At 55.3% G+C, this 25,217-nt stretch carries 22 protein-coding genes; 13 read left to right on the top strand and 9 right to left on the bottom strand.

What is annotated here, in order from left to right:
• Nucleotides 1-648 carry a hypothetical protein gene (locus tag HFD97_RS06090; protein ID WP_009089953.1) on the bottom strand — a complete coding sequence of 216 codons (648 nt, stop codon included), beginning with the start codon at nt 646-648 and terminating at the stop codon, nt 1-3.
• A gap of 781 nt (nt 649-1,429) precedes the next feature.
• On the opposite strand from HFD97_RS06090, the gene rluB reads away from it, so the two are divergent.
• Nucleotides 1,430-2,320 (top strand): 23S rRNA pseudouridine(2605) synthase RluB, encoded by an 891-nt coding sequence (rluB, locus tag HFD97_RS06085; protein ID WP_058958472.1) that lies wholly within the window; start codon nt 1,430-1,432, stop codon nt 2,318-2,320.
• A 53-nt stretch (nt 2,321-2,373) separates the two neighbouring features.
• Here rluB and cobO read toward each other — a convergent pair whose 3' ends face one another.
• A complete protein-coding gene (cobO, locus tag HFD97_RS06080) occupies nt 2,374-2,964 on the bottom strand; it encodes a cob(I)yrinic acid a,c-diamide adenosyltransferase (protein WP_140925463.1) in 591 nt (196 codons plus the stop codon).
• Nucleotides 2,964-3,725: a YciK family oxidoreductase gene (locus HFD97_RS06075; protein WP_140925462.1), complete on the bottom strand. Its 762-nt coding sequence runs from the start codon at nt 3,723-3,725 to the stop codon at nt 2,964-2,966. Before HFD97_RS06075 ends, cobO begins: the two co-directional genes overlap by 1 nt.
• Before the next feature lie 173 nt (nt 3,726-3,898).
• Between HFD97_RS06075 and sohB the strand changes: the two genes are divergently transcribed.
• On the top strand, nt 3,899-4,945 hold the full coding sequence (gene sohB / locus HFD97_RS06070; RefSeq protein ID WP_009089960.1) for a protease SohB: 1,047 nt from the start codon (nt 3,899-3,901) through the stop codon (nt 4,943-4,945).
• Between the two features lie 28 nt (nt 4,946-4,973).
• Here sohB and HFD97_RS06065 read toward each other — a convergent pair whose 3' ends face one another.
• Nucleotides 4,974-5,222: a YciN family protein gene (locus HFD97_RS06065; protein WP_009089962.1), complete on the bottom strand. Its 249-nt coding sequence runs from the start codon at nt 5,220-5,222 to the stop codon at nt 4,974-4,976.
• Nucleotides 5,223-5,594: 372 nt separating this feature from the next.
• Between HFD97_RS06065 and topA the strand changes: the two genes are divergently transcribed.
• From topA to acnA, 4 genes are all read left to right on the top strand, one after another.
• Nucleotides 5,595-8,192, top strand: coding sequence for a type I DNA topoisomerase (gene topA / locus HFD97_RS06060; RefSeq protein WP_058958471.1), 2,598 nt, complete (start codon nt 5,595-5,597; stop codon nt 8,190-8,192).
• Between the two features lie 184 nt (nt 8,193-8,376).
• Nucleotides 8,377-9,351 (top strand): HTH-type transcriptional regulator CysB, encoded by a 975-nt coding sequence (gene cysB, locus HFD97_RS06055; RefSeq protein ID WP_009089966.1) that lies wholly within the window; start codon nt 8,377-8,379, stop codon nt 9,349-9,351.
• 495 nt (nt 9,352-9,846) lie between these two features.
• Nucleotides 9,847-10,005, top strand: coding sequence for a YmiA family putative membrane protein (locus HFD97_RS06050; RefSeq protein WP_009089968.1), 159 nt, complete (start codon nt 9,847-9,849; stop codon nt 10,003-10,005).
• Nucleotides 10,006-10,603: 598 nt separating this feature from the next.
• Nucleotides 10,604-13,285 (top strand): aconitate hydratase AcnA, encoded by a 2,682-nt coding sequence (acnA, locus tag HFD97_RS06045; RefSeq protein WP_167430778.1) that lies wholly within the window; start codon nt 10,604-10,606, stop codon nt 13,283-13,285.
• A 243-nt stretch (nt 13,286-13,528) separates the two neighbouring features.
• On the opposite strand, the gene ribA is transcribed toward acnA, so the two are convergent.
• The gene (gene ribA / locus HFD97_RS06040; RefSeq protein WP_033783243.1) at nt 13,529-14,122 is read right to left on the bottom strand and encodes a GTP cyclohydrolase II; all 594 of its coding nucleotides are present in this window, start codon (nt 14,120-14,122) and stop codon (nt 13,529-13,531) included.
• 226 nt (nt 14,123-14,348) lie between these two features.
• Between ribA and pgpB the strand changes: the two genes are divergently transcribed.
• The 5 genes from pgpB (at nt 14,349) to yciH (ending at nt 17,966) form a co-directional block, all read left to right on the top strand.
• Nucleotides 14,349-15,107: a phosphatidylglycerophosphatase B gene (pgpB, locus tag HFD97_RS06035; protein WP_167430779.1), complete on the top strand. Its 759-nt coding sequence runs from the start codon at nt 14,349-14,351 to the stop codon at nt 15,105-15,107.
• A 134-nt stretch (nt 15,108-15,241) separates the two neighbouring features.
• Nucleotides 15,242-15,550: a LapA family protein gene (locus HFD97_RS06030; RefSeq protein WP_046101909.1), complete on the top strand. Its 309-nt coding sequence runs from the start codon at nt 15,242-15,244 to the stop codon at nt 15,548-15,550.
• A 6-nt stretch (nt 15,551-15,556) separates the two neighbouring features.
• On the top strand, nt 15,557-16,726 hold the full coding sequence (gene lapB / locus HFD97_RS06025; protein ID WP_046101908.1) for a lipopolysaccharide assembly protein LapB: 1,170 nt from the start codon (nt 15,557-15,559) through the stop codon (nt 16,724-16,726).
• A 197-nt stretch (nt 16,727-16,923) separates the two neighbouring features.
• Nucleotides 16,924-17,643 carry an orotidine-5'-phosphate decarboxylase gene (gene pyrF / locus HFD97_RS06020; protein WP_167430780.1) on the top strand — a complete coding sequence of 240 codons (720 nt, stop codon included), beginning with the start codon at nt 16,924-16,926 and terminating at the stop codon, nt 17,641-17,643.
• Nucleotides 17,643-17,966, top strand: coding sequence for a stress response translation initiation inhibitor YciH (gene yciH, locus HFD97_RS06015; protein ID WP_167430781.1), 324 nt, complete (start codon nt 17,643-17,645; stop codon nt 17,964-17,966). The genes pyrF and yciH overlap by 1 nt, the downstream gene beginning before the upstream one ends.
• 77 nt (nt 17,967-18,043) lie before the next feature.
• Here yciH and osmB read toward each other — a convergent pair whose 3' ends face one another.
• Nucleotides 18,044-18,259, bottom strand: coding sequence for an osmotically-inducible lipoprotein OsmB (osmB, locus tag HFD97_RS06010; RefSeq protein WP_003853848.1), 216 nt, complete (start codon nt 18,257-18,259; stop codon nt 18,044-18,046).
• 347 nt (nt 18,260-18,606) lie between these two features.
• Here osmB and araD point away from each other — a divergent pair, with 347 nt between their 5' ends.
• Both araD and HFD97_RS06000 read left to right on the top strand, forming a co-directional pair.
• A complete protein-coding gene (araD, locus tag HFD97_RS06005) occupies nt 18,607-19,305 on the top strand; it encodes an L-ribulose-5-phosphate 4-epimerase (protein ID WP_009089984.1) in 699 nt (232 codons plus the stop codon).
• Between the two features lie 356 nt (nt 19,306-19,661).
• Entirely contained in the window at nt 19,662-20,528 is an 867-nt protein-coding gene (locus HFD97_RS06000) for a crotonase/enoyl-CoA hydratase family protein (RefSeq protein WP_009089985.1), read from the top strand.
• A gap of 12 nt (nt 20,529-20,540) precedes the next feature.
• Here the strand turns inward: HFD97_RS06000 and pdeR are convergent, their stop codons facing one another.
• From pdeR to HFD97_RS05985, 3 genes are all read right to left on the bottom strand, one after another.
• Nucleotides 20,541-22,526, bottom strand: a complete 1,986-nt coding sequence (pdeR, locus tag HFD97_RS05995) for a cyclic di-GMP phosphodiesterase (RefSeq protein ID WP_150029532.1) — start codon at nt 22,524-22,526, stop codon at nt 20,541-20,543.
• Nucleotides 22,527-22,685: 159 nt separating this feature from the next.
• The gene (locus HFD97_RS05990) at nt 22,686-22,976 is read right to left on the bottom strand and encodes a YbdD/YjiX family protein (protein ID WP_140925455.1); all 291 of its coding nucleotides are present in this window, start codon (nt 22,974-22,976) and stop codon (nt 22,686-22,688) included.
• Nucleotides 22,969-25,038, bottom strand: coding sequence for a carbon starvation CstA family protein (locus tag HFD97_RS05985; protein WP_111207592.1), 2,070 nt, complete (start codon nt 25,036-25,038; stop codon nt 22,969-22,971). The genes HFD97_RS05990 and HFD97_RS05985 overlap by 8 nt, the downstream gene beginning before the upstream one ends.
• Nucleotides 25,039-25,217 lie beyond the last annotated feature (179 nt).

The raw sequence follows: 25,217 nt of genomic DNA, 5'->3' as shown, positions 1-25,217 counted from the left end.
TCAGACACCGCGCGTCGGTGTCGGGGCCAGATTTGACTGCAACCAGCTTTTAAACTGGCCGTAGGGAATATAAAGTGAAACGTCTTTCAGGATCACTTTCCCGTTACGGCCATTTTTAATGGCATCGGAATAACCGACAATCACGCCGCTCAGCGTTTCATCACGATTATAAACACCTCCGCCTGACATTCCCTGAACCACGCCTGCATTAGAGGCCATCGCAATGCAGGGACTTTTATTCCATTTATTCCGAATAGCCGTGCGGGCTAAATTCACCCCCGTCGACTCTACCGGCATCGCGGAAATAAAGCTGTATCCGTACATTTTAACGGGATCGCCAATATCACCACTGCGGAATTTCGCCAGGGTGGTGGCATCATTCTTGTGATAAATAATCGCAAGGTCGCAATAGGGATGATAAGACTTCACGCGCTGCACGGCGGTTTTGGCGACGTGCGCTGCGGTAAGGCTATATTCAGGCGTCAGTGGAATGCTGGTGCCCAGTGTGCCGAAACCGAGGATCGTCGGGATGCCGGTCACGCTCATATCTACGTGCTGCATCGCCGTACGACTGTACTCAGTGTGGCCCACGGAACACCCGCTCAGCACCAGTGCAGCCAGCACCGGGCACAGAAACAGGTTTCTCATGATGGCATTCTTTATTCCGGCATGTCGGAAAATCCCTGGTGAAGACTTATGACATGCAAGCAAGGTTCATCAGTGAACCGTATTAACGCAACAATTCCGGATGCGCCGGTTTATTGGATTATCTGAAAACACGATTTTTATTAACGAATAACAAAGGGCCGTACTGTTATGATGCAGGACCATGAAATTTCAGGTGCTGCTTTTTTATTGTGCTGCTGAGAGAAAGTGTATCAGCTTAATAGTGTCAGACAATTTATTAAAGCTAATAAGAATTAAATACACCTGAAAATAAGGTTTTAACAGAATCTGCATTAAGAATAATCTTACCGAAGCGGTATTTTCAGCTTATTAGGCTGAATAAAAATAATTTTGCGGTGTTTTATGCTGCTCATGGAGGATGAGCCAGAGGATTAGATTCGCAGAAAAATCTCTGGAAGTTTAAGGTATTGTTAAGTTTTTGATCGTTGCGGCCTCTTTTCATTGCCCCGCCAGTGTTTAAAAAATTTAATTTTCATCAGCTATAAAGTTTTCGCCAACGCCGTTTTATTCAGTATATTTCCTTAACTGATTCTGCTGTTAATTTAATCAGGCATGTAAATAATGAGGAATATCATTATCCGGTCTCTATGCTTTTTTCAGCGGCTATTTGCAGAAGCACAAAGGGCGTTACATCGGGGTTAAATGCCTGTATAATGGGCCAAAGTTAATAGGTTAACCTGTTGATAAAGAAAGAATTATCACCCTGCCATGACGCCTGGGAAGGCGACAAAGAGGAAGCTCAATGAGCGAAAAGTTACAGAAAGTCTTAGCGCGTGCCGGTCATGGCTCGCGTCGTGAAATCGAATCAATGATTGCCGCTGGTCGTGTCAGCGTCGACGGAAAGATCGCCACCCTGGGCGACCGTGTCGAAAGCAGCAAATCCCTGAAAATCCGTATTGATGGCCATCTGGTTTCGATTGCTGAATCAGCAACCGAAGTCTGCCGCGTGCTGGCCTATTACAAACCAGAAGGTGAACTCTGTACCCGCAGCGATCCTGAAGGGCGCCCGACGGTCTTTGATCGCCTGCCGCGTCTGCGCGGGTCACGCTGGATTGCCGTCGGCCGTCTGGATGTGAACACCTGTGGTCTGATGCTGTTCACCACGGACGGTGAGCTGGCGAACCGTCTGATGCATCCCAGCCGTGAAGTGGAACGTGAATATGCGGTGCGCGTCTTTGGCCAGGTGGATGATGATAAAATTCGTCAGCTGAGCAAGGGCGTTCAGCTGGAGGATGGCCCGGCTGCGTTCAAAACCCTGCGTTTTGGCGGCGGAGAAGGGATCAACCAGTGGTATAACGTGACCCTGACCGAAGGACGTAACCGTGAAGTGCGTCGGTTATGGGAAGCGGTCGGTGTCCAGGTCAGCCGTCTGATGCGCGTTCGCTATGGCGATATTACCTTACCGAAAGGCCTGCCGCGCGGCGGCTGGACGGAGCTGGATCTGCCAGCGGTAAACTATCTGCGCAACCTGGTGGAAATGGATGATGAGACGGTGACCAAACTGGTCGTTGAGAAAGATCGTCGTCGCACCAAAGCAAACCAGATCCGTCGTGCGGTGAAACGCCACAGCAAAGTCAGCTCGACCCCTCGTACGCCGCGCCGCAATCCGGGCAGCAAACGCAATTCCGGTTAACTATGCCGGCAGGATAAAAAAACGCAGCCTCCGGGCTGCGTTTTCTTTTTCTGTCACCAGTCGATACCCTGCTGGGCCTGTATACCGGCATCAAAGGCGTGCTTAACCGGGCGCATCTCCGTCACGGTATCGGCCATCTCAGTCAGGGTGCGGTGACAGCCGCGTCCGGTAATAATGACGCTCTGCTGCGCCGGGCGCTGCTGCAGCGCGGCGATCAGCGCCTCCAGCGGCAGATAACCCATGCTCACCATATAGGTAATTTCGTCCAGTACCACCAGATCGATCTGCGCATCGGCCAGCATCCGCTGGGCATGCTGCCAGACTGCCAGACAGGCGGTGGTGTCCGTCTCACGGTTTTGCGTCTCCCAGGTAAAGCCGGTGGCCATAACCTGAAATTCCACCCCGTGCTGCTCCAGCAGGTTTCGCTCGCCGTTCGGCCAGTCACCCTTGATGAACTGGACCACCGCCACGCGCTTGCCATGTCCGGTGGCGCGCAGTGCAGTGCCGAAGGCCGCGGTTGTTTTGCCTTTGCCGTTGCCGGTAAACACCATCAGAATGCCGCGAACCGCTGTCGCGGCGGCGATGCGCGCATCCACCTGCTCTTTCAGGCGCTGCTGACGCTGCTGATGACGATCGTCAGCCATTATTCCGCGGCTCCGGGTTTTCTGCCCGGCTGCGCATCGAAGCTCATCCCGGTCTTACGGCGGCTGTCATCGCCCATCAGATAGAGGTAGAGCGGCATCAGATCGGCAGGCGTTTTCAGTTTATTTGCATCTTCCTGCGGGAAGGCGCTGGCGCGCATTTTGGTTCGCGTGCCGCCCGGATTGATACAGTTCACCCGCAGCGACTGGCTCTTATACTCATCCGCCAGCACCTGCATCATTCCTTCCGTTGCAAATTTAGAGACCGCATAAGCGCCCCAGCCTGCACGACCGGTGCGGCCCACGCTGGAGGTGGTGAATACCAGCGAACCCGCCTCTGACTTCAGCAGCAGCGGCAACAGGGCCTGAGTCAGGAAGAAAGTGGCATCCAGATTGACATCCATCACCTGACGCCAGATCTGCGGATCGAGTTCAGCCAGCGGCACGATTTCACCGAGCAGACCGGCATTATGCAGCACGCCGTCGAGACGCGGAAACTGTTGCGCCAGCTGGTCGGCAACCTGCTGGCAGCGTTCTGGTGTGGCCTCGGCCAGGTCCAGCACCACCTGGTGAGCAGGGCGTTTATTGAGTTGATTGATCGACGTTCTGACCTGTTCGAGTTTTTCCGGGTTGCGGCCCATCAGGATCACTTCTGCGCCATAGCGGGCATAGGTCAGCGCCGCTTCCTGGCCGATGCCATCTGACGCGCCCGTGACCAGAATAATACGATGATTGAGCAGGTCACTTTTCGGTTGATAATGCACAGCGGGGTCCTCCGGCGAAAACAGCATGATTCCGCTTTATGCCTGAATTTACGAATGGGTGCAATCGCCAGCCCGCGCAATCTGTGCCAGCTGCTGGCATTTCAGGCGACGAGGCAGGGTAAAACGGCTAAACTGGCGAACTGTTTTTGATTCTTTTTTACTAAGGCGACCTGATGGATTTTATTTCAACATATGGACTCTTTTTAGCGAAAGCGGTGACGCTGGTGGTTGCGGTCGCGGCGATTGTCATGATTGTGATGAATGCGGCACTGCGTAAACGCTCGCAAAGTGGTCAGCTGCGCCTGACCCATCTGGGTGATGACTATCAACAGATGAAAGAAGATCTGCAGCTGGCAAAAATGAAACCGCAGGCGCAGAAGGTCTGGCTGAAAAACCATAAAAAGAGCGAAAAGCTGAAAGCCAAAGCGGAAAAACAGGCGGCGAAGCAGGGCGCGCGTGGGGGGGAGAAGCCGACGCTTTATGTGCTTGATTTCAAAGGTAGCATGGATGCCAGTGAGGTCACGTCACTGCGTGAAGAGATTTCAGCCGTGCTGGCGGTGCAGCAACCGGGCGATGAAGTGCTGCTGCGTCTGGAAAGCCCTGGCGGTGTGGTGCATGGTTATGGTCTGGCCGCGTCGCAGCTGCAGCGTCTGCGCGATCACGGGCTGCGCATCACCGCGGCCGTGGACAAAGTGGCAGCCAGCGGCGGATACATGATGGCCTGTGTGGCCGATCGCATTGTGGCGGCCCCGTTCTCCATTATTGGTTCAATCGGTGTAGTGGCCCAGATCCCTAACTTCAACCGTCTGCTGAAGCGCAATGACATCGATATTGAGCTGCACACGGCCGGTCAGTACAAGCGAACGCTGACGCTGTTTGGCGAGAACAGCGAAGAAGGGCGGGAGAAATTCCAGCAGGATCTCGACGAAACGCACCTGCTGTTCAAGCAGTTTGTGCATCAGATGCGCCCGTCGCTGGATATTGATAAGGTCGCGACCGGTGAACACTGGTATGGCCGCCAGGCGCTGGATCTGGGGCTGATTGATGAGATCGGCACCAGCGATGATTTAATCATCCGCCAGATGGATCAGTTCAACGTGCTGGGGGTGCACTTCGCCCGCCGTCGTAAAATGATGGATCGCTTTACTCAGAGCGCGGGCTCGGTGGCAGAGCGTCTGCTGCTGAAACTCTGGCAGCGCGGCGAAAAGCCGCTGCTGTGATGCGAAACCCGGCCTGTGCCGGGTTTTTTTATTCCAGGTGATAGTGCGGCGACAGGACCACCGCGAGATGTTTGAAGACGTTAAACACCGCCGTGGTTTTAGCCGTCGGCAATCCCTGATCGTCGAGAAAAAACGGGCCGCGAAAAACCAGCACATCACCCTGCTGACTGACGTCATCCGCCTGCATGCCCGCTAAATAATCATCATGTTCTTTAATCAGGGCGTTGGCCTTTTCCAGCAACGCCTGGCGGGAAATAGCCTGGGTCGGTGTCTGCATTTATTTGCTCCTTTTTTGACAGCACTCGAATCCTTTCTATATTACTGACGAGTCTGCTGGCATGACAACCCGCTCTGACCGATGAAAACCTGGCGTAACGACGGGCTGAATGCTAATTAAGTTGCGTAACAGATTTTATCAGGTAGAGTGTGGGCGATTCCGATTTCAGGGATTTTGCACCAGGATGTGCGAAGAGTTCAGATGGAAAAATCATGCTTTATCATGCAGTTGCATTTAGCCGGATCATCTGTTCTGAGATTGACCCCTCCGCCTTGAAATGTTAGACAGGCGCAGCAATATTGAACCCGATGGGTTTTTGGGCATCCAATCCTCTCCCGTTAAGCAGGATGTTTTCATTAGGTAAAGGTAAATATGGGTAAAGCACTCGTTATTGTTGAGTCCCCGGCAAAGGCCAAAACAATCAATAAATATCTGGGCAATGACTACGTGGTGAAATCCAGCGTGGGTCATATCCGGGATCTGCCGACCAGTGGTTCAACCGCAAAGAAAAGTGCTGACGCCTCGACAGATAAAAAAGTCAAAAAAGTTAAAAAAGATGAGAAAGCCGCCCTCGTCAGCCGCATGGGTGTTGACCCCTATCATGGCTGGGAAGCGGACTATCAGATCCTGCCCGGCAAAGAGAAGGTGGTGGCAGAACTGAAGGCGCTGGCCGCCAATGCTGACCACATCTATCTCGCAACCGACCTTGACCGCGAAGGGGAAGCCATTGCCTGGCACCTGCGGGAAGTGATCGGAGGCGATGACTCACGCTTCAGCCGCGTGGTGTTTAACGAAATTACCAAAAATGCGATTCGTCAGGCGTTTGAAAAGCCGGGCGAACTCAACATCGACCGGGTTAATGCTCAGCAGGCGCGCCGCTTTATGGACCGCGTGGTGGGCTACATGGTGTCACCGCTGCTGTGGAAAAAGATCGCCCGTGGCCTCTCAGCCGGTCGTGTGCAGTCAGTGGCCGTTCGCCTGGTAGTGGAACGTGAACGTGAAATTAAAGCCTTTGTTCCCGAAGAGTACTGGGAAGTTAATGCCGCGCTGACCACGCCAAACGGCGATGAGCTGTCGATGGATGTGACACACCGCGGCGACAAGGTATTCCGCCCGGTCAACCGTGACGAAACTTACGCCGCAGTGGCGCTGCTGGAAAAAGCGCGCTTTGAAATTGTGGATCGTGAAGATAAGCCCACCAGCAGTAAGCCGGGTGCGCCCTATATCACCTCGACGCTGCAGCAGGCGGCCAGCACCCGTCTGGGCTTTGGCGTTAAAAAGACCATGATGATGGCGCAGCGCCTCTACGAAGCGGGTCACATCACCTACATGCGTACCGATTCGACCAACCTGAGTCAGGATGCGGTGGCCATGGCGCGGGGCTACATCGAAAACAACTTCGGTAAAAAATATCTGCCAGACAGCCCCGTCACTTACGCCAGCAAAGAGAACTCTCAGGAAGCGCACGAAGCGATTCGTCCTTCCGATGTGGAAGTCGTGGCGGAAAAACTGAAGGATATGGAAGCGGATGCGCAGAAGCTCTATCAGCTGATCTGGCGTCAGTTTGTCGCCTGCCAGATGACCCCGGCCAAATATGATTCCAGCACCATCACGGCCGCCGCCGGTGAGTTTAAACTCAAAGCGAAAGGCCGTATTCTGCGCTTCGACGGCTGGACTAAAGTGATGCCTGCGTTGCGTAAGAACGATGAAGATCGCACGCTGCCTGCGGTCAGTGTGGGGGATAGCCTCGACCTGCAACAGCTGCTGCCGGGTCAGCACTTCACCAAGCCACCGGCACGCTTCAGCGAAGCCTCGCTGGTGCGTGAGCTGGAGAAGCGCGGTATCGGCCGTCCGTCGACCTACGCCGCTATTACCTCGACCATTCAGGATCGTGGCTATGTCCGGGTAGAAAACCGCCGTTTCTATGCGGAAAAAATGGGTGAAATCGTCACCGATCGTCTGGAAGAGAACTTCCGCGAGCTGATGAACTACGATTTCACCGCGCGCATGGAGGACAGCCTGGACCAGGTCGCCAACAACCAGGCGAAATGGAAAGCGGTGCTGGACCACTTCTTTAGCGACTTTACCGAGCAGCTTGAAAAGGCAGAAAAAGATCCTGAAGAGGGCGGCATGCAGCCCAATCAGATGGTGCTGACCTCGATTGACTGTCCGACCTGTAGCCGTCCGATGGGGATCCGCACCGCCAGCACCGGTGTCTTCCTGGGCTGTTCCGGCTATGCGCTGCCCCCGAAAGAGCGCTGCAAGCAGACCATCAACCTGATTCCGGAAAACGAAGTTCTGAACATTCTGGAAGGGGACGATGCCGAAACCAACGCCCTGCGTGCCCGTCGTCGCTGCCAGAAGTGCGGCACGGCGATGGACAGCTACCTGATCGACAATGAACGCAAACTGCACGTCTGTGGTAATAACCCGGAGTGTGATGGTTACGAAATCGAGAAAGGCGAGTTCCGCATCAAGGGTTATGACGGCCCGGTCGTGGAGTGCGAGAAGTGCGGTTCTGAGATGCATCTGAAGATGGGACGCTTTGGCAAGTACATGGCGTGTACCAACGAAGAGTGCAAAAACACCCGCAAAATTCTGCGCAGTGGGGAAGTGGCGCCACCGAAAGAAGATCCGGTGCCGCTGCCTGAGCTGGCGTGTGAGAAGTCAGATGCCTACTTCGTGTTGCGCGACGGGGCGGCGGGCGTCTTCCTGGCAGCCAATACGTTCCCGAAATCGCGCGAAACCCGTGCGCCGCTGGTAGAAGAGCTGCTGCGCTTCAAAGATCGTCTGCCTGAGAAGCTGAAATATCTGGCAGACGCGCCAGTCGCCGATCCGGAAGGGAATAAAACGCTGGTGCGGTTCAGCCGCAAGACTAAACAGCAGTATGTCTCCTCAGAAAAAGAGGGCAAAGCCACCGGCTGGTCAGCCTTCTTTATTGATGGCCAATGGCAGGAAGCGAAAAAGTAATCTTATCAGGCCAGCGTTCGCTGGCCTTTTTCTGAGCCTTATATCAATCCGTTCTATTCTCACACTTAAACTGATATAGTTGTTATAGCATTTCCGACCTTTCCTGATGCATAGCCTTTCTTCACCCTTGCGACTGTCGGTCAAGCGGGGATGCGACTCTGTAACTTACCAGGACAAAACAGATATGAAATTACAGCAGTTGCGCTATATCGTCGAAGTGGTGAACCATAACCTCAATGTCTCTTCGACGGCGGAAGGTCTTTATACCTCGCAGCCCGGCATCAGTAAGCAGGTCCGGATGCTGGAAGATGAACTGGGTGTGCAGATTTTTGCCCGGAGCGGGAAACATCTCACGCAGGTCACGCCAGCCGGGGAAGAGATCATTCGTATTGCGCGTGAAGTGCTCTCCAAAGTGGATGCCATTAAATCGGTTGCCGGTGAGCACACCTGGCCCGATAAAGGCTCGCTCTATGTGGCGACCACCCATACCCAGGCGCGCTACGCGCTGCCCGGCGTGATCAAAGGCTTTATCGAACGCTATCCACGTGTCTCTTTGCATATGCATCAGGGATCGCCGACCCAGATTGCCGAAGCCGTTTCCAAAGGCAATGCCGATTTTGCCATTGCCACCGAAGCGCTGCATCTCTATGACGATCTCATCATGCTGCCGTGCTACCACTGGAATCGGGCGATTGTGGTCACCGCCGATCACCCGCTGGCCGGAAAAGGGCAGGTGACCATTGAAGAGCTGGCGGAGTATCCACTGGTGACTTACACCTTTGGCTTTACCGGGCGGTCAGAACTGGATACCGCATTCAATCGCGCCGGGTTAACACCTCGTATCGTCTTCACCGCCACCGACGCAGACGTCATCAAAACCTATGTCCGTCTGGGGCTGGGTGTCGGCGTGATCGCCAGTATGGCGGTTGACCCGGTGTCCGATCCCGATCTGATTCGCATTGAAGCCGCGGATATCTTTACCAACAGCACCACCAAAATAGGCTTTCGTCGCAGCACCTTCCTGCGCAGCTATATGTATGATTTTATCCAGCGTTTTGCCCCGCACCTGACGCGTGACGTGGTGGATACCGCCGTTGCGCTTCGCTCTAATGAAGACATTGAAGCGATGTTTAAAGATATCAAGCTGCCGTTTAAATAGGGTTTACCCCCTGCGCGACAACATAAGGCTGCCTGGTGCAGCCTTTTTTGTTGCCAGCCTTTAGCGCCAGATGAGACTGAAAGTTTTTATGATTTTTTTGTAAATGAAACATTGATCACATGTTTTCCGGTTCGGCTTTCTTAAATGCGAATCACAACACATTTTTAACTATGTCACTTTGCGACATGCCAGGATTATTCCCATACTCCAGTTAACCGCCTGTGTTGGAAGCCAGTAAACATCAGGCTCTGGGGTTTGCTCTTTAGTTTTAAATGGATCTGAAATGGAATTAACTCAAATTGATGAGTGCTTCATTTAATTAAAGAGTGGTTCCGCTGTTAATGATTTCTGGCGTTATTTAAGACTATTGATTAATACCGTTAATCGTTTTACTCAATAAAAATAACTGGATTTTTGGCCTTAACGCGTTTAGGATTCCTCCTAAATCTTAATCGTTGTTATCAATCATTTTGTTGAGAGTGATTATCAGAAACTATGAATACACGACTGACTGTAGAACCGGGTTTCCCGGTAAAAAGCACCAAGGTTGAGCGTACTGGTAACACCCGTCGCAAAGCCTGGTTAACCGTATTCGCTGCCTCTGCGCTGTTCTGGGTGGTTGTCGCGTTAATGATTTGGCGTATCTGGGGCTAAAGCCATGTGGGCAAACACACTCAGCCATAAACGTTCTCTGACGGCGCGTCAGACCAAGCCGGTCAGCTGCAAAGCGAAAGAGCCGCTTGCAAAGGACGAAAAAGTGTCTATCCCCGAGTCATGGGATTTGAGTGATAACCAGCGACTTTTTATTGAGTCGTTTCTGCAGCCTGAAACTAAATAACGTTGTCTGACTCTCTTTAGTCACCGCTCTTTTATTACCGGACATTCCGGCGGGCTTTTATAAATGCCCCTTTCCACATCCAGTACGACCCAAGGGTGTCGCCAGAGTAAGGTGACCGCAAAAACTTTTACGCCCGATTCCGGCGAAGGAGTGAACCAAATGAATATGATTAAAATGTCCTGGCTTAGCGCGTATGCGTTCTCCTTTGCGTTCTGGTCTGCGGCGGTGTGGATAACGCTTTAATCTGAATTACCCCCCTTTCAATGATGCCTCGTGATTTTCACGGGGCATTTTCGTTTATGGGCGATTGTAGCAATTTGTGTTGTAATCAAAACGTTAACGAATTTGTGGACTATCTTTAACATAAACCTTTGTCTCTCTAAGGTTTAAAGACCATGAATGAAAGGAGGAGCTATGTCGTCTACCCTACGCGAGCAGAGTCAGGAAATACTGCAGGTCGACAGCAAAAAATATCATATCTTCAGTCTTCCCCGCGCTGCTCAACACCTCGGCAATATCGATAACCTGCCGAAATCGCTCAAAGTTCTGCTGGAAAACCTGCTGCGCTGGCAGGATGGCGACTCCGTCACTGCGGAGGATATCCAGGCGCTGGTTGACTGGCAAAAAGAGGCGCATGCCGATCGCGAAATTGCCTACCGGCCAGCACGTGTTCTGATGCAGGATTTTACCGGCGTGCCGGCCGTCGTTGACCTGGCGGCCATGCGCGAAGCGGTGAACCGGCTGGGCGGCGACGTCGCGAAGGTGAACCCCTTGTCGCCGGTCGATCTGGTGATTGACCACTCCGTGACCGTTGACCATTTTGGCGACGATGATGCGTTTGAAGAGAACGTCCGGCTGGAGATGGAGCGCAACCATGAACGCTACGTCTTTCTCCGCTGGGGGCAAAAAGCGTTCGATAAATTCCGCGTCGTGCCGCCGGGCACCGGTATCTGTCACCAGGTGAACCTGGAGTATCTTGGCAAGGCAATCTGGCATGAAACCCTGAACGGTAAAGAGTATGCCTGGCCCGATACGCTGGTCGGTACGGACTCCCACACCACCATGATCAACGCGCTGGGCGTGCTGGGATGGGGAGTAGGGGGGATAGAAGCTGAAGCGGCCATGCTCGGTCAGCCGGTTTCTATGCTGATCCCGGATGTGGTTGGCTTTAAGCTGACCGGCAAACTGCGCGCCGGCATCACGGCAACCGACCTGGTTCTGACCGTGACCCAGATGCTGCGTAAGCATGGTGTGGTCGGCAAATTTGTTGAGTTCTATGGCGATGGCCTGGCCGATCTGCCCCTGGCTGACCGCGCCACCATTGCCAATATGGCACCCGAATATGGTGCAACCTGCGGATTCTTCCCGGTGGATGATGTCACCCTGAGCTATATGACGCTGACGGGGCGGGATGCTGAGCAGGTCGCGCTGGTGGAGGCCTATGCCAAAGCGCAGGGCCTGTGGCGTCATGCCGGGGATGAGCCCCGCTTTACCAGCTCTCTGGCGCTGGATATGAATGACGTGGAGTCCAGCCTCGCCGGACCCAAACGTCCGCAGGATCGGGTGTCGCTGGGGGATGTGCCTGCCGCGTTTGATGCCAGCAACGAGCTGGAAGTCAACCAGGCGCAGAAACCCCATAAAAATGTCACCTATACCGACAGTGACACCGGCCTGACACATACCCTCTCAGACGGTGCCGTGGTAATCAGTGCTATCACCTCCTGTACCAACACCTCTAACCCCAGCGTGCTGATGGCGGCCGGTTTACTGGCGAAAAAAGCGGTTGAGCGCGGCCTGAAGCGTCAGCCGTGGGTCAAAGCTTCCCTGGCTCCCGGTTCTAAAGTGGTGTCAGACTATCTGGCCGTGGCACAGCTGACCCCGTGGCTGGATAAGCTGGGCTTCAACCTGGTCGGCTATGGCTGCACCACCTGTATTGGTAACTCCGGGCCGCTAAAAGATGAAATCGAGTCCGCTATCAAAGCGGGCGATCTTACTGTCGGGGCTGTCCTCTCCGGTAACCGCAACTTTGAAGGCCGCATTCATCCGCTGATTAAAACCAACTGGCTGGCGTCACCGCCGCTGGTGGTGGCGTATGCACTGGCGGGTAATATGAAGATCAACCTGCAGACGGAACCGCTGGGCAAGGATCAGCAGGGCCAGCCGGTCTACCTGAAAGATATCTGGCCGACCCCGGAAGAGATTGCCACGGCGGTGCAGCAGGTCACCAGCGATATGTTCCATAAAGAGTACGCTGAAGTCTTCGACGGCACGCCGGAGTGGCAACAGATCAAAGTCAGCGAGGCGGCGACTTACGACTGGGACGAAGGGTCAACCTATATCCGGCTGTCGCCTTTCTTTGATGATATGGAGAAAGAGCCGAAGCCGGTGCAGGATATCCGCGGCGCGCGGATCCTTGCCGTGCTGGGTGATTCCGTCACCACTGACCACATCTCGCCAGCGGGCAGCATCAAAGCGGAGAGTCCGGCAGGACGCTATCTGCTCTCTCACGGCGTGGAGCGCACCGACTTTAACTCCTATGGTTCGCGGCGCGGTAATCATGAGGTAATGATGCGCGGTACTTTTGCCAATATCCGTATCCGCAACGAGATGGTGCCGGGTGTGGAGGGCGGTTATACCCGACACTATCCGAGTGGCGAACAGCTGGCTATCTATGATGCGGCGATGAAGTATCAGGCGGACGGTGTCCCGCTGGCCGTGATCGCCGGTAAAGAGTATGGCTCCGGTTCAAGCCGCGACTGGGCGGCAAAAGGGCCGCGTCTGCAGGGGGTCAGGGTCGTCATTGCTGAATCGTTTGAACGTATTCACCGTTCAAACCTGATTGGTATGGGCATCCTGCCACTGGAGTTCCCGCAGGGCGTGACCCGCAAAAGCCTGGGACTGACGGGCGAAGAGCGCATCGACGTGGAAAATCTGCAGGCCCTGACGCCAGGCTGCAGCGTTAAAGTGACACTGACCCGCGCCGATGGCAGCAAGGAAGAGCTGGATACCCGCTGTCGCATCGACACCGGTAATGAGCTGACCTATTACCGCAACGACGGTATCCTGCACTATGTGATTCGCAACATGCTGAACTGAGTGACAAAAAAGCCGGGGAAACCCGGCTTTAATTTGCTGAAGAGCAATTTCCAGTCTGCTGTAAGACCGGAGCTGCACAGGTAAGACGGTCAGATCGGAAAGTCGCTTAAGCCATCCATGGCCGCTCGGCCCGCGCCGTCCCTGGCGCGGGACGCTTTCCTCTTCTGACCGTCTTCCCTGCGCTTTACGTTAGCCATGGCGGTCAGGCTCGCCCGGATGTGGCTTCGTCAGCGCACTCAGTCCTTACGACTTCGGCAGCAGATGTCCCATCTTCTCGGCTTTAGTGTCGAGATAGTGCGCATTCTTCGGGTTACGGCCGACAACCAGCGGCACACGCTCTACGATATTGATCCCGGCTTCGCTGAGGATCTCCACTTTGCGTGGGTTGTTGGTCAGCAGGCGCACTTCATTCACGCCCAGCAGTTTGAACATGTCGGCACACAGGGTAAAGTCGCGCTCATCAGCGGCAAAGCCAAGCTGATGGTTGGCCTCGACAGTATCGTAACCTTTATCCTGCAGCGCATAGGCGCGGATCTTATTCAGCAGACCGATATTACGGCCTTCCTGACGATGATAGAGCAGGACGCCGCGACCCTCTTCTGCGATGGCGTTAAGGGCGGCTTCCAGCTGAAAACCACAGTCGCAACGCAGGCTGAAGAGTGCGTCGCCGGTCAGGCATTCGGAGTGAACGCGCGCCAGTACCGGCTCATTATCGTTAATATCGCCAAAGACCAGGGCAACATGGTCATGTCCGGTTGCCAGTTCTTCAAAACCAACCATCAGGAAATCTCCCCATGGCGTGGGCAGTTTGGCTTCTGCCACCCGTTTAAGCTGCATGTGACTCTCCAGAACCTTCAGAGGATGCACTATCATCATGATAGTGCACAGGCCAGTGTGGCCTGACAAACGTGCAATATTGTGCCACAACCCTGAGTCGGGCTGGTAATCTCTCATACCAATTGCATTGATAAAGCACAATTATCCAATCTGCAACAGGTATGTTATTCTTTTTTAAGCTAAAGTTATGCATGCTTTGTGACCTGACACCGGGATAAGGGAAGAGATGTTTAAGATTTCGCGCCGTACCACCCTGGGAATGCTGCTGCTGCTGATCATGCCCGTTACCGTCTGGCTTAGCGGCTGGCGCTGGCAACCCGGCGAAAGCAACGCCCTGCTGAAAACACTGTTCTTCATGACCGAAACGGTCACCAGCCCGTGGGGCATTGTCACCAGCGTGCTGCTGAGCGCCTGGATGCTCTGGTGCCTGCGCTTTCGCCTGAAGCCGGCGATCCTGCTGCTGCTGATCATGAACGCCACTATTCTGGCGGGGCAGTACACCAAATCTTTCATCAAAGAGCAGATCCAGGAGCCGCGTCCCTATGTCATCTGGCTGGAACAGCATCACGGGCTGGATGAAAAAACCTTTTATGAACTGAAGCGCAAACAGCGTGGTGAGATGGTAACGTCGCTGATCGCCGATGAGACGCAGATACCCGGCTGGCTGAAACGGCACTGGGCCTTTGAAACCGGTTTTGCCTTTCCGTCAGGCCATACGATGTTTGCGGCCAGCTGGGCGCTGCTGGCCTTAGGACTGCTCTGGCCGCGCCGTCACTATAAAACCGTGGTGGCGATCTTTCTTTGGGCAACGGGCGTCATGGCGAGCCGGATGCTGCTGGGCATGCACTGGCCTCGCGATCTGGCGATGGCCACCGTGATCTCCTGGATACTGGTGACCCTGGCGACCTGGCTGGCCCAGCGCGTCTGCGGCCCGCTCACGCTGCCACCTGAAGAGCAAAAAGAGGTGGCACAGCGGGAGCCCTGATTGTAATTCCCCGCGAAGACCCCATATTATTGATCGGTCTTGCGCAAAAGCGACTCGGCCAATGCTGCTGGGAGCAGCATTTTTGCTGTAGTTTTGGCATAATTCTACCTGACAACCTCACAACAGGACGCACTGTGAAATATTTGCTGATTTTTTTAGTGGTACTGGTCATTTTCATTGTTTCCGTCACCTTAGGCGCGCATAACGACCAGGTCATTACTTTTAACTATCTGCTGGCGCAGGGTGAGTTCAGCATCTCGACCTTACTGGCATCACTGTTTGGTGCAGGGTTTGTCCTCGGCTGGGTCATCTGCGGCCTGTTCTGGTTACGTACCCGCGTCGCACTGGCTAATGCCAACCGTAAAATCAGGCGTATGCAGACGCAGATTGAACAGAGCACCGCGCTGGCGACCACGCCATCCTCTCCGGCCGGCCGGGAATAATCCCCGATGCATGAATTGCTGTTTCTGTTACTGCCGGTTGCGGCTGCGTATGGCTGGTATATGGGCCGCCGTAGCGCGCATCAGGACAAGCAACAGGAAGCCAACAGACTCTCGCGTGAATATGTTGCTGGCGTAAACTTCCTGCTTTCTAACCAGCAGGACAAAGCGGTCGACCTCTTTCTGGATATGCTGAAAGAGGACAGCGGCACCGTAGAAGCACACCTCACCCTAGGCAATCTGTTCCGGTCGCGTGGCGAAGTAGACCGCGCCATCCGAATCCATCAGGCTTTAATGGAAAGTGCCTCCCTGAGCTACGAGCAGCGTCTGCTTGCCGTGCAGCAACTGGGCCGGGACTACATGGCGGCGGGCCTGTATGACCGCGCCGAAGATATGTTTAAACAGCTCACCGATGAAACCGACTTTCGGGTGGGGGCGTTGCAGCAGCTGCTGTTAATCCATCAGGCCACCAGCGACTGGCAGCAGGCGATTGAAGTGGCAGAGCGGCTGGTTAAGCTCGGTAAAGAGAAACAGAAAGGCGAAATTGCTCATTTCTACTGTGAACTGGCGTTGCAGGCGATGAGCAGCGACGACCTGGATCGTGCCATAAGCCTGCTGAAGAAAGGGGAGGCGGCCGATCGCAACAGTGCCCGCATCTCCATCATGATGGGCCGTATCCTGATGGAAAAAGAGGATTTCGCCCGTGCGGTGGGGCATCTGCAGCGGGTGCTGGATCAGGATAAAGAGCTGGTCAGTGAAACACTGGCGATGCTGGAAACCTGCTACCAGCGACTCAACCAGCCCGAGGCCTGGGCGGCGTTTCTGCAGCGCTGCGTCGATGAGAACACCGGTGCGGCAGCGGAGCTCTATCTCTCTGATATTGTTGAGCAGCAGCAGGGTTCAGAGGCGGCCCAGAACTACATCAGTCGTCAGTTGCAGCGTCATCCTACCATGCGGGTATTCCATCGTCTGATGGATCTCAACCTGCTTGAAGCCGAAGATGGCCGGGCCAAAGAGAGCCTGATGGTGCTGCGTGACATGGTGGGTGAACAGATTCGCACCAAGCCACGCTATCGCTGCCAGAAGTGTGGTTTTACCGCTCATGCGCTCTACTGGCACTGCCCATCGTGCCGCACCTGGTCTTCCGTTAAGCCTATCCGGGGACTCGACGGCCAGTAATCCGGCCGACGCACTCCGGTGTAAATCACTGCATTATAGTTACAACATACTAGAGGGGTGAACTGACACCGGGGGCAGGCAGCCGTGCATTTATTGCCTGGCAGAGGGGCACGGCGATTGTGATGCTCCGGAGCCGCAGGTAGAATGCTTGCCGTTTGTCTATTGCGCCTGCGGGTGCCTACTGCAGAGGAAATGCCATGCCTTCACCCCACAACGTGACCGCCTCGCCGATTCTGGTAGCGCTGGATTATCATGACCTCGACAGCGCATTGCGTTTTGTCGACCAGATCGACCCCCGCAGTTGCCGCCTGAAGGTGGGCAAAGAGATGTTTACGCTGTTTGGCCCGTCGCTGGTCAGAACCCTGCAGCAGCGCGGCTTTGAGATCTTCCTCGACCTGAAATTTCACGATATTCCTAACACTACCGCGCATGCTGTGGCGGCCGCGGCCGATCTCGGTGTCTGGATGGTCAACGTCCACGCCAGCGGCGGGGCGCGGATGATGAATGCGGCGCGTGAAGCGCTGGTTCCTTATGGCAACGATGCCCCCTTGCTGATTGCGGTCACCGTTCTGACCAGCATGGATGCCGACGATCTGAAAGGGCTGGGCATCACGCTCTCGCCGGCTGAGCAGGCGGAGCGACTGGCGAAACTGACTCACGCCTGCGGGCTGGATGGCGTCGTCTGCTCCGCGCAGGAAGCCGTTCGCTTTAAAGAGGTGATGGGCACCGATTTCGCGCTGGTCACGCCGGGGATTCGTCCGGCAGGCAGTGAGGCAGGCGATCAGCGCCGCATTATGACGCCTCAGCAGGCGAAGCAGGCAGGCGTGGACTATATGGTTATTGGTCGTCCGATTACCCAGGCGGCCGATCCGGCTGCCGCACTGCAGGCAATTCTGCACTCTCTGGAGATACGCTAATGGCCAATGATAATCCACTGGTTTACTCAACCGACAGCGGCCGAATTGCTCAGTCGCAGCCGAAAGCGGAACGCCCCAAAGGGGATGGTATTGTGCGCATCCAGCGTCAGACCAGCGGCCGTAAAGGCAAAGGGGTCTGCCTGATTAGCGGGATTGACCTGGATGATGCGGCACTGGCACTGCTGGCGGCGGAGCTGAAAAAGAAGTGCGGCTGTGGCGGATCCGTTAAAGAGGGCGTGATCGAGATTCAGGGCGATAAACGCGATCTGCTGAAAAGTCTGCTGGAAGCCAAAGGCATGAAGGTGAAACTGGCGGGCGGCTGATAAAAAATCGGGCTACAGATGTAGCCCGATTGTAACGCAGATGCTTAGCGTAGCCGATTATAGTTTTAATAAGGTCCTTAGTGGACCTGATGACCGATAATACCACCCACAGCGGCGCCGCCGACTGTTCCGAGTGCGCTACCATTGGTCAGAACTGAACCCCCAATTGCGCCCGCACCCGCGCCAATCGCGGTGTTACGGTCACGTTTGGACCAGTTAGAGCAGCCGCTCAGTGCGACGGCTAAGGTGGTCGCCAGTACAACGGCAGTGATTCGTTTCATTGTTGTTGTCATACACTTCTCCTTTGATGTGCTCACAGAGGCAACACTCTTAGTATAGCTCCGATATTGACTCAGCCCGCTTGTGCCGCATCATTGCCGCGTCCGTGACGGCATCGAAATGTGATCACCATGGACAAACCGTTTGTAGCGGATGAGTAGCCATGCTGTCCCAACAGGTCCATGCATTGCCGGAGAGAATTTTAATCGTTCTGCGGAAATTCCGAAGATAGAAAATTCTTAAATCACGGCACATTTTTGCATTCACAGCCATTCCTTCTGCGTTTATAGCTAATCGCTCCATAACCCTTTGGCGGCCAACTCCGCAAAATTCAGGGACGATTGTCAGCAGGAGAAGAGGCATGCTGGAACACCTTAAACAACAGGTTCTGGAAGCGAATCTGGATCTACCCAAATACAACCTGGTGACCTTCACCTGGGGCAATGTCAGCGCAATCGACCGCGAACAGGGCCTGCTGGTGATTAAACCCTCCGGCGTGCGCTACGAGGTCATGAAGCGCGACGACATGGTCGTGGTCGATCTCACGACGGGTGAGGTGGTGGAGGGCGACAAGCGTCCCTCATCGGACACCGCGACGCACCGGGCGCTCTATCTCGCCTGGCCAGAAGTGGGGGGCATCGTCCATACGCATTCACGGCATGCGACGATCTGGGCGCAGGCAGGACGACCGATTCCCGCCTGGGGAACCACCCATGCCGATGATTTCTACGGAGAGATCCCCTGTACCCGCTCTATGCGCAGCGAAGAGATTCAGCACGATTATGAGTGGAACACCGGAGAAGTGATTATCGAAACCTTTGCGCAGCGTGGCCTGTCTCCCTCCGCGATTCCGGCGGTGCTGGTCAACTCGCATGGCCCGTTTGCCTGGGGGAAGGATGCCCACGCGGCTGTCCACAGCGCCGTCGTGCTGGAGGAGGTGGCCTACATGGGCTTATTCAGCCAGCAGCTGACGGCAAACCTGCCGCCCATCCAGCAACCGCTGCTTGACCTTCACTACCTGCGAAAGCACGGCGAAAATGCCTGGTACGGTCAGAAATAATCATCAGGACGCTTCGGCGTCCTTTTTTTACCCGCTTTACGCAGGGTGGCACGTTCTCTGTTCTGTTTTTTTCTGACTTTTCAACAGCCGAAACCTGCGGCCACCCCCTTTTAAGACGACTGCCGGATGACTGTACGCCGGTCCGCTTTATCTATTCAGTGCGCGTTAAGCATCGGCCTGGTGCTGCCTGACCGCATGGTGACAATGTGTAACGTGCCTAATCTATTTCTGACGAGCCTGTCAGGGATCACTCTGGATTTTGTGTTGTAAATCAATCTCTCATTTGGTCTGGCCTCACTCTGCATTACGCTGATGTCGCGTATTAAACGCATCAAATATAAACAGAGGATGAGACAATGACAGTAATTAACCAACCCACTTGCAGATTATTTACCGAAGCCGGCAACACCACGCAGTTAGTCGCCTATTACGAAGAAGGGCGTCGGACGATGTGGATGATGCTGCGTGCGCAGCCGCGCCCGAGTTTCAACCATGAACTGATTGAGGAGATCATGAATCTGAGCTACGCCGCACAGCGTTCTGGTCTGCCCATCGATTTCTGGGTCACCGGGTCACTGGTGCCGCAGATGTTCAACGCCGGTGGCGATCTGCGCTTTTTTGTCGAGTGCATTCGCAATAACCGCCGTGAGGCGCTGCGGGCCTATGCCCGTGCCTGCGTAGACTGCATCCACTCGGCGGCGCGCGGATTTGATACGGGGGCGGTAACGCTGGCGATGATCGAGGGAAGTGCCTTAGGCGGAGGATTTGAAGCGGCGCTGGCGCATCACTTCATTCTGGCGCAAAACAATGCGCGGATGGGGTTCCCGGAAATCGCCTTTAACCTGTTCCCTGGCATGGGCGGTTACTCGCTGGTGGCGCGTCGTTCCGGCATGAAGCTGGCCGAGGAGTTAATCTGTGAAGGGGAGTCCCACAGTGCAGAGTGGTATGAAACGCGCGGTCTGGTGGACAAAGTCTTCCAGCCGGGCGACAGCTACCGTGCCACCCGCACCTTCATCGATACCTTACGGCCGAAGCTGAATGGTGTGCGGGCGATGCTGAAAGCGCGTCAGCGCGTGCTGCAGTTGTCACGCGCCGAGCTGATGGATATCACCGAGGATTGGGTCGATTACGCCTTTACGCTCGAACCTAAAGACATTGCTTACATGGAACGCCTGGTTCAGTTACAAAACCGCCACAGCGCATCACTGCGTAAAGCGGGATAACCGGACTTAGCGTTAAACGCGGGCAGGATGCTTAGCCAGCCAATGCCCAAATTGCTCCGCGGGCATTGGTTTTGCGTAGTAGTAACCCTGACGCCCATCCACACCACTTTTGAGAACAAACGACTCTTCATCCGGGGTTTCAATGCCTTCCGCGATGACCTGCAAATCGAGCGCTTTTGCAACGGCGACGATGGCGCGCACCAGCGACTGGGAAACCGGCTGCGTACTAATATTGCGGATAAAGCTCTGATCGAGCTTGATGGCATTAATCGGCACACGGGCCAGCTGCGACAGCGAGGAGTATCCGGTGCCGAAGTCATCAAGATGAATCTTCGCGCCCAGATCCTGAAACTGCTTCATCAGCTTCAGCGCTTCGGTCTCATTCTCAATCAGGCAGCTTTCAGTCAGCTCAATGTCGATGGGGCAGTCGGTAAGCCCCGCCTCATGCAGCGCCTGTTTCAGGTCGGTGTAGATGCTTTGATCGATCAGCTGGCGGGCTGAGACGTTCACGGCGACGCGCAGAAAAATGCCCTCCTGGCGCCAGGCAATGATCTGCTTCAGCACGTTGAGCATCACCCAGCGGCCCAGCGGCACAATCAGTCCCGACTCTTCGGCATAGGGAATGAAATCGGCCGGCGAGACCAGGCCCCGTTCCGGTGAGTTCCAGCGAACCAGGGCTTCCGCACTGCGGACTTCGCCATCGCTGTCGATTTTGGGCTGGTAGTAGACCAGCAAGTGGTCGAGTTCCAGCGCTTTGCGCAGATTGGTATCCAGCCAGAGATATTCAAAAACCCGCTGGTTCATCTCGGCGGCAAAAACGCAGAATTTGCCGCGACCGTTCTCTTTGGCGTGATACATCGCGGTATCCGCATTACGAATCAGGCTTTCACGATCTTCGCCATGCAGCGGCGCGAACGCGATGCCGATTGAGCAACCGCTATAGACTTCGATCAGGCCGATACGGAACGGCTGACGCAGCCGCTCCAGAATGCGTGAGGCCATCGCCTCCAGCGCGGCCTGGCTGGTGTGCTCGGCCAGCACCACAAACTCGTCACCGCCCAGCCGGCCCAGCGTCTGATCTTTGCCCAGACAGCTCAGGATCGCCAGCGACACCGCCTGCAGGAGCTGGTCGCCAAACATATGGCCGTAGGCGTCATTCACTTTCTTGAAATTATCGAGATCCAGGTAAACCACACCGGTCTCATCTCCCCCGGAACGCTCCAGCGCCAGGCTAATCTGTTGATGGATGGCGTTGCGATTAGGCAAACCGGTCACCGTATCGGTGTTAGCCAGCACCCGGAGCCGTTCCTGAGCCCGACGCTCCTCGGTGATGTCGGTCCCGGAACAGATGAGGAAAATTTCATTTTTGCCACTGCCGCTGTGAACAAACTTATTACGAAACAGAAAGAGTCGCTGGCCTTTGCGGGTTTTGACCCAGCGTTCGACCTCATAGGAGTTGCCGTCGCGAAAGAAGCCCGCAATGTTGCGGCGCGACTGGGACGCTTCCTGTTTGGTCATAAAGAGCTGGAAGACGTTGCGGCCAATCACCTCATGCTCATTCAGGCCGGTATATTCTTCACTTAGACGGTTAAAACGCTGAATATTGCCGCGCTGGTCGAGGATCACAATCACCGAGTTGGCTTCAGAAACCACCTGTTCGGCGAAAGAGAGTCCCAGCGTTAAATCGCGTGCAACCGCCGAGGTGTCACCCCAGGCGGAGGCGGTGCCTGCCCAGGATGCCTGGTTCACTTTACGACCCACAAAATGCATAGGCACATCAATGCCCTGCAATGTCATGGTCAGGTTAATGCTTGACGTGATGACAGGCATCGCGCGAATCATCGCGGCCTGGCCGGGGGTCAGCGGCAGGGCGATATTGGTCTCTGATGACTCATCTTCAGCAAAATGTAGCGCATCGCTGTCCGCGGTCAGACGCCAATGAGGGCTGGTTGTACCAAACAGGGTGTACAACAAGGTTTGCCCTTGTTCATCGGTCATGGAAACTTCCTCCGGGAAGTGCTCTGCAGGCGTTATCTCATTATTTTAGCAACAGTATTCATCATCTGACGCCAGCACAAGATGCAAACCAAATATATTTTTCCATCCAGATAAGAATGGCACAAAAAAGCCCCGGCGGTGCGGGGCATTAAGCCATGATCAGCAGGGACATTTCCCCAGTTTTCCCGCCTGACTCGGGAAGCGCGCATCCAGACAGTAACGGTGGAAATCGCGCTCGTTCATCGTCGGCTGGCCAGGATGATGCTGCCGCATATGCTGCAGATATGTTTGATAATCCTGTACCCCGACCATTAAGCGAAAGCACTGCTGCAGGCCGCGCCAGAAGCCGCGCCAGCTGAACGCGACAGGAGCAGAGGCGGTAAGGGGATGACAGCCGATAATCTGCCATTTCCCCTGCGGCCGCTGGAACTGATGAATCGCATCAGACATGGCGCACCTCCTTGTTACGCAGCGCCACCGATGACTCATGGGTGGTTGGCGTGTCACTGCGCAGCGCCTTGCGGATAACAAAGAACGCGGCGATCAGCATCGTCACGGCCACCAGCATAAAAAAGGCACACAGCGCCGCGTTGATCTGATTGCTGAACACGATGGTCTGCATGTCCGCCACGCTTTTTGCCGGGGCGATGATCACGCCGTCCTCCACGCCTTTGCGGAACTTGCTGGCCTGCGCCAGGAAGCCGATAGCGGGTTTCTCATGGAAGATTTTCTGCCAGCCTGCGGTCATGGAGGTGATAAACAGCCAGACGGTGGGCAGGATGGTGACCCAGGCGTAACGCTGCTTTTTCATTTTGAACAGCACGACGGTGCCGAGGATCAACGCCATCGACGCCAGCATCTGATTACCGATACCGAACAGTGGCCAGAGCGTATTAATGCCGCCCAGTGGATCCACCACGCCCTGATAAACAAAGAAGCCCCAGCCCGCAACGGCGACGGTGGTGCCCGCCATATTGCCCAGCCAGGAACGGTTGTTCGCCATGGAAGGCACCACGGTGCCCACGAGATCCTGCACCATAAAACGGCAGGCGCGGGTGCCGGCATCGACCGCAGTCAGGATAAACAGCGCTTCAAACAGGATGGCGAAGTGGTACCAGAACGCCATCATCGCCCGGCTGTTAAAGATCTCGGTGATGATATGGGCCATCCCCACGGCGAAGGTCGGCGCACCGCCGGCACGTGACAGAATCGAGCCTTCGCCCACGTCACGGGCGATGCCGCTCAGCATTTCAGGCGTCACCACAAAGCCCCAGCCGTTAATCACCTGCGAGGCGCTCTCCACGGTGGTACCAATCAGCGCCGCTGGCGAGTTCATGGCAAAGTAGACGCCGGGGTCCAGCACCGAGGCGCAGATCAGCGCCATAATGGCCACAAAAGATTCCATCAGCATCGCGCCGTAGCCAATAAAGCGGATATGGCTTTCGCGCTCCACCAGTTTAGGCGTGGTGCCGCTGGACACCAGCGCATGGAAGCCTGAGATCGCGCCGCAGGCGATGGTAATAAACAGGAAGGGGAACATCGCCCCGGAGAAGACCGGGCCAGTGCCGTCGATAAAGCGGGTTACCGCCGGCATTTTCATCTCCGGCATGGCAAAGACAATGCCCACCGCCAGGCCGACAATCACGCCGATTTTGAGAAAGGTCGAGAGATAGTCACGCGGTGCCAGCAGCAGCCAGACCGGCAGCACTGAGGCAATAAAGCCGTAGATGACCAGCACCCAGGTCAGCGTGGTGCCTTTCAGGGTGAAGAAGGGGCCCCAGTAGGGGTGTTGCGCCACATCGCCGCCATAGATAATCGCCGCCATCATCAGCACAAAGCCAATCAGCGATACCTCCGCGATTTTACCCGGACGGATAAAGCGCATGTAGAGACCCATAAACAGCGCGATAGGAATGGTCGCGGCTATCGTAAACAGCCCCCACGGACTGTTAGCCAGCGCCTTCACCACCACCAGCGCCAGCGCCGACAGGATAATGATCATCACGCCCAGCGCGCCGAGCATGGTCACCACACCGGCAAACGCGCCGAGCTCCTGACGGGCCATCTCACCCAGCGAACGACCATCCCGGCGGGTTGAGATAAACAGGATCAGGAAATCCTGAACCGCGCCCGCCAGCATTACCCCCACAAGGATCCAGATAGTACCGGGCAGAAAGCCCATCTGCGCCGCCAGAATCGGCCCGACCAGGGGGCCGGCACCGGCAATCGCCGCAAAGTGATGGCCGAACAGCACCCATTTATTGGTCGGGACATAATCCAGCCCGTCGCTCAGCCGCTCGGCCGGGGTCATCCGGCGGTCGTCCAGCTCGAAGATATTACGGGCAATAAACAGGCTGTAGAAACGATACGCGATGCTGTAACAGGCGACAGCGGCTATCACCAGCCAGACTGCGTTGACGTGTTCGCCGCGGCTGAGGGCCAGCATGGCAAAAGCGCCTGCGCCGATTAACGCCACCACTAACCAGATCGCGCTGGTTTTGACGTTTTTCATGACTAACTCCTTGTAGGGATCGAGAGGAAGGCGATCGAAAACAACGAGTTAAACTTAATGTAATGGAATGTAAGTGAAAGTTAATCAGTGGAGAAGTGTGAAGCGGGGTACAAATATAACCTGTTTGCAACCTGAACGGGGGCGGGAACGGGCGGGATAACCGGAGTTATCCCGCCGGA

The organism is Pantoea sp. EKM103V (assembly GCF_011800365.1).
GTDB classification, from domain to species: domain Bacteria; phylum Pseudomonadota; class Gammaproteobacteria; order Enterobacterales; family Enterobacteriaceae; genus Pantoea; species Pantoea anthophila.
This window is presented reverse-complemented; position numbering and strand designations above follow the sequence as displayed.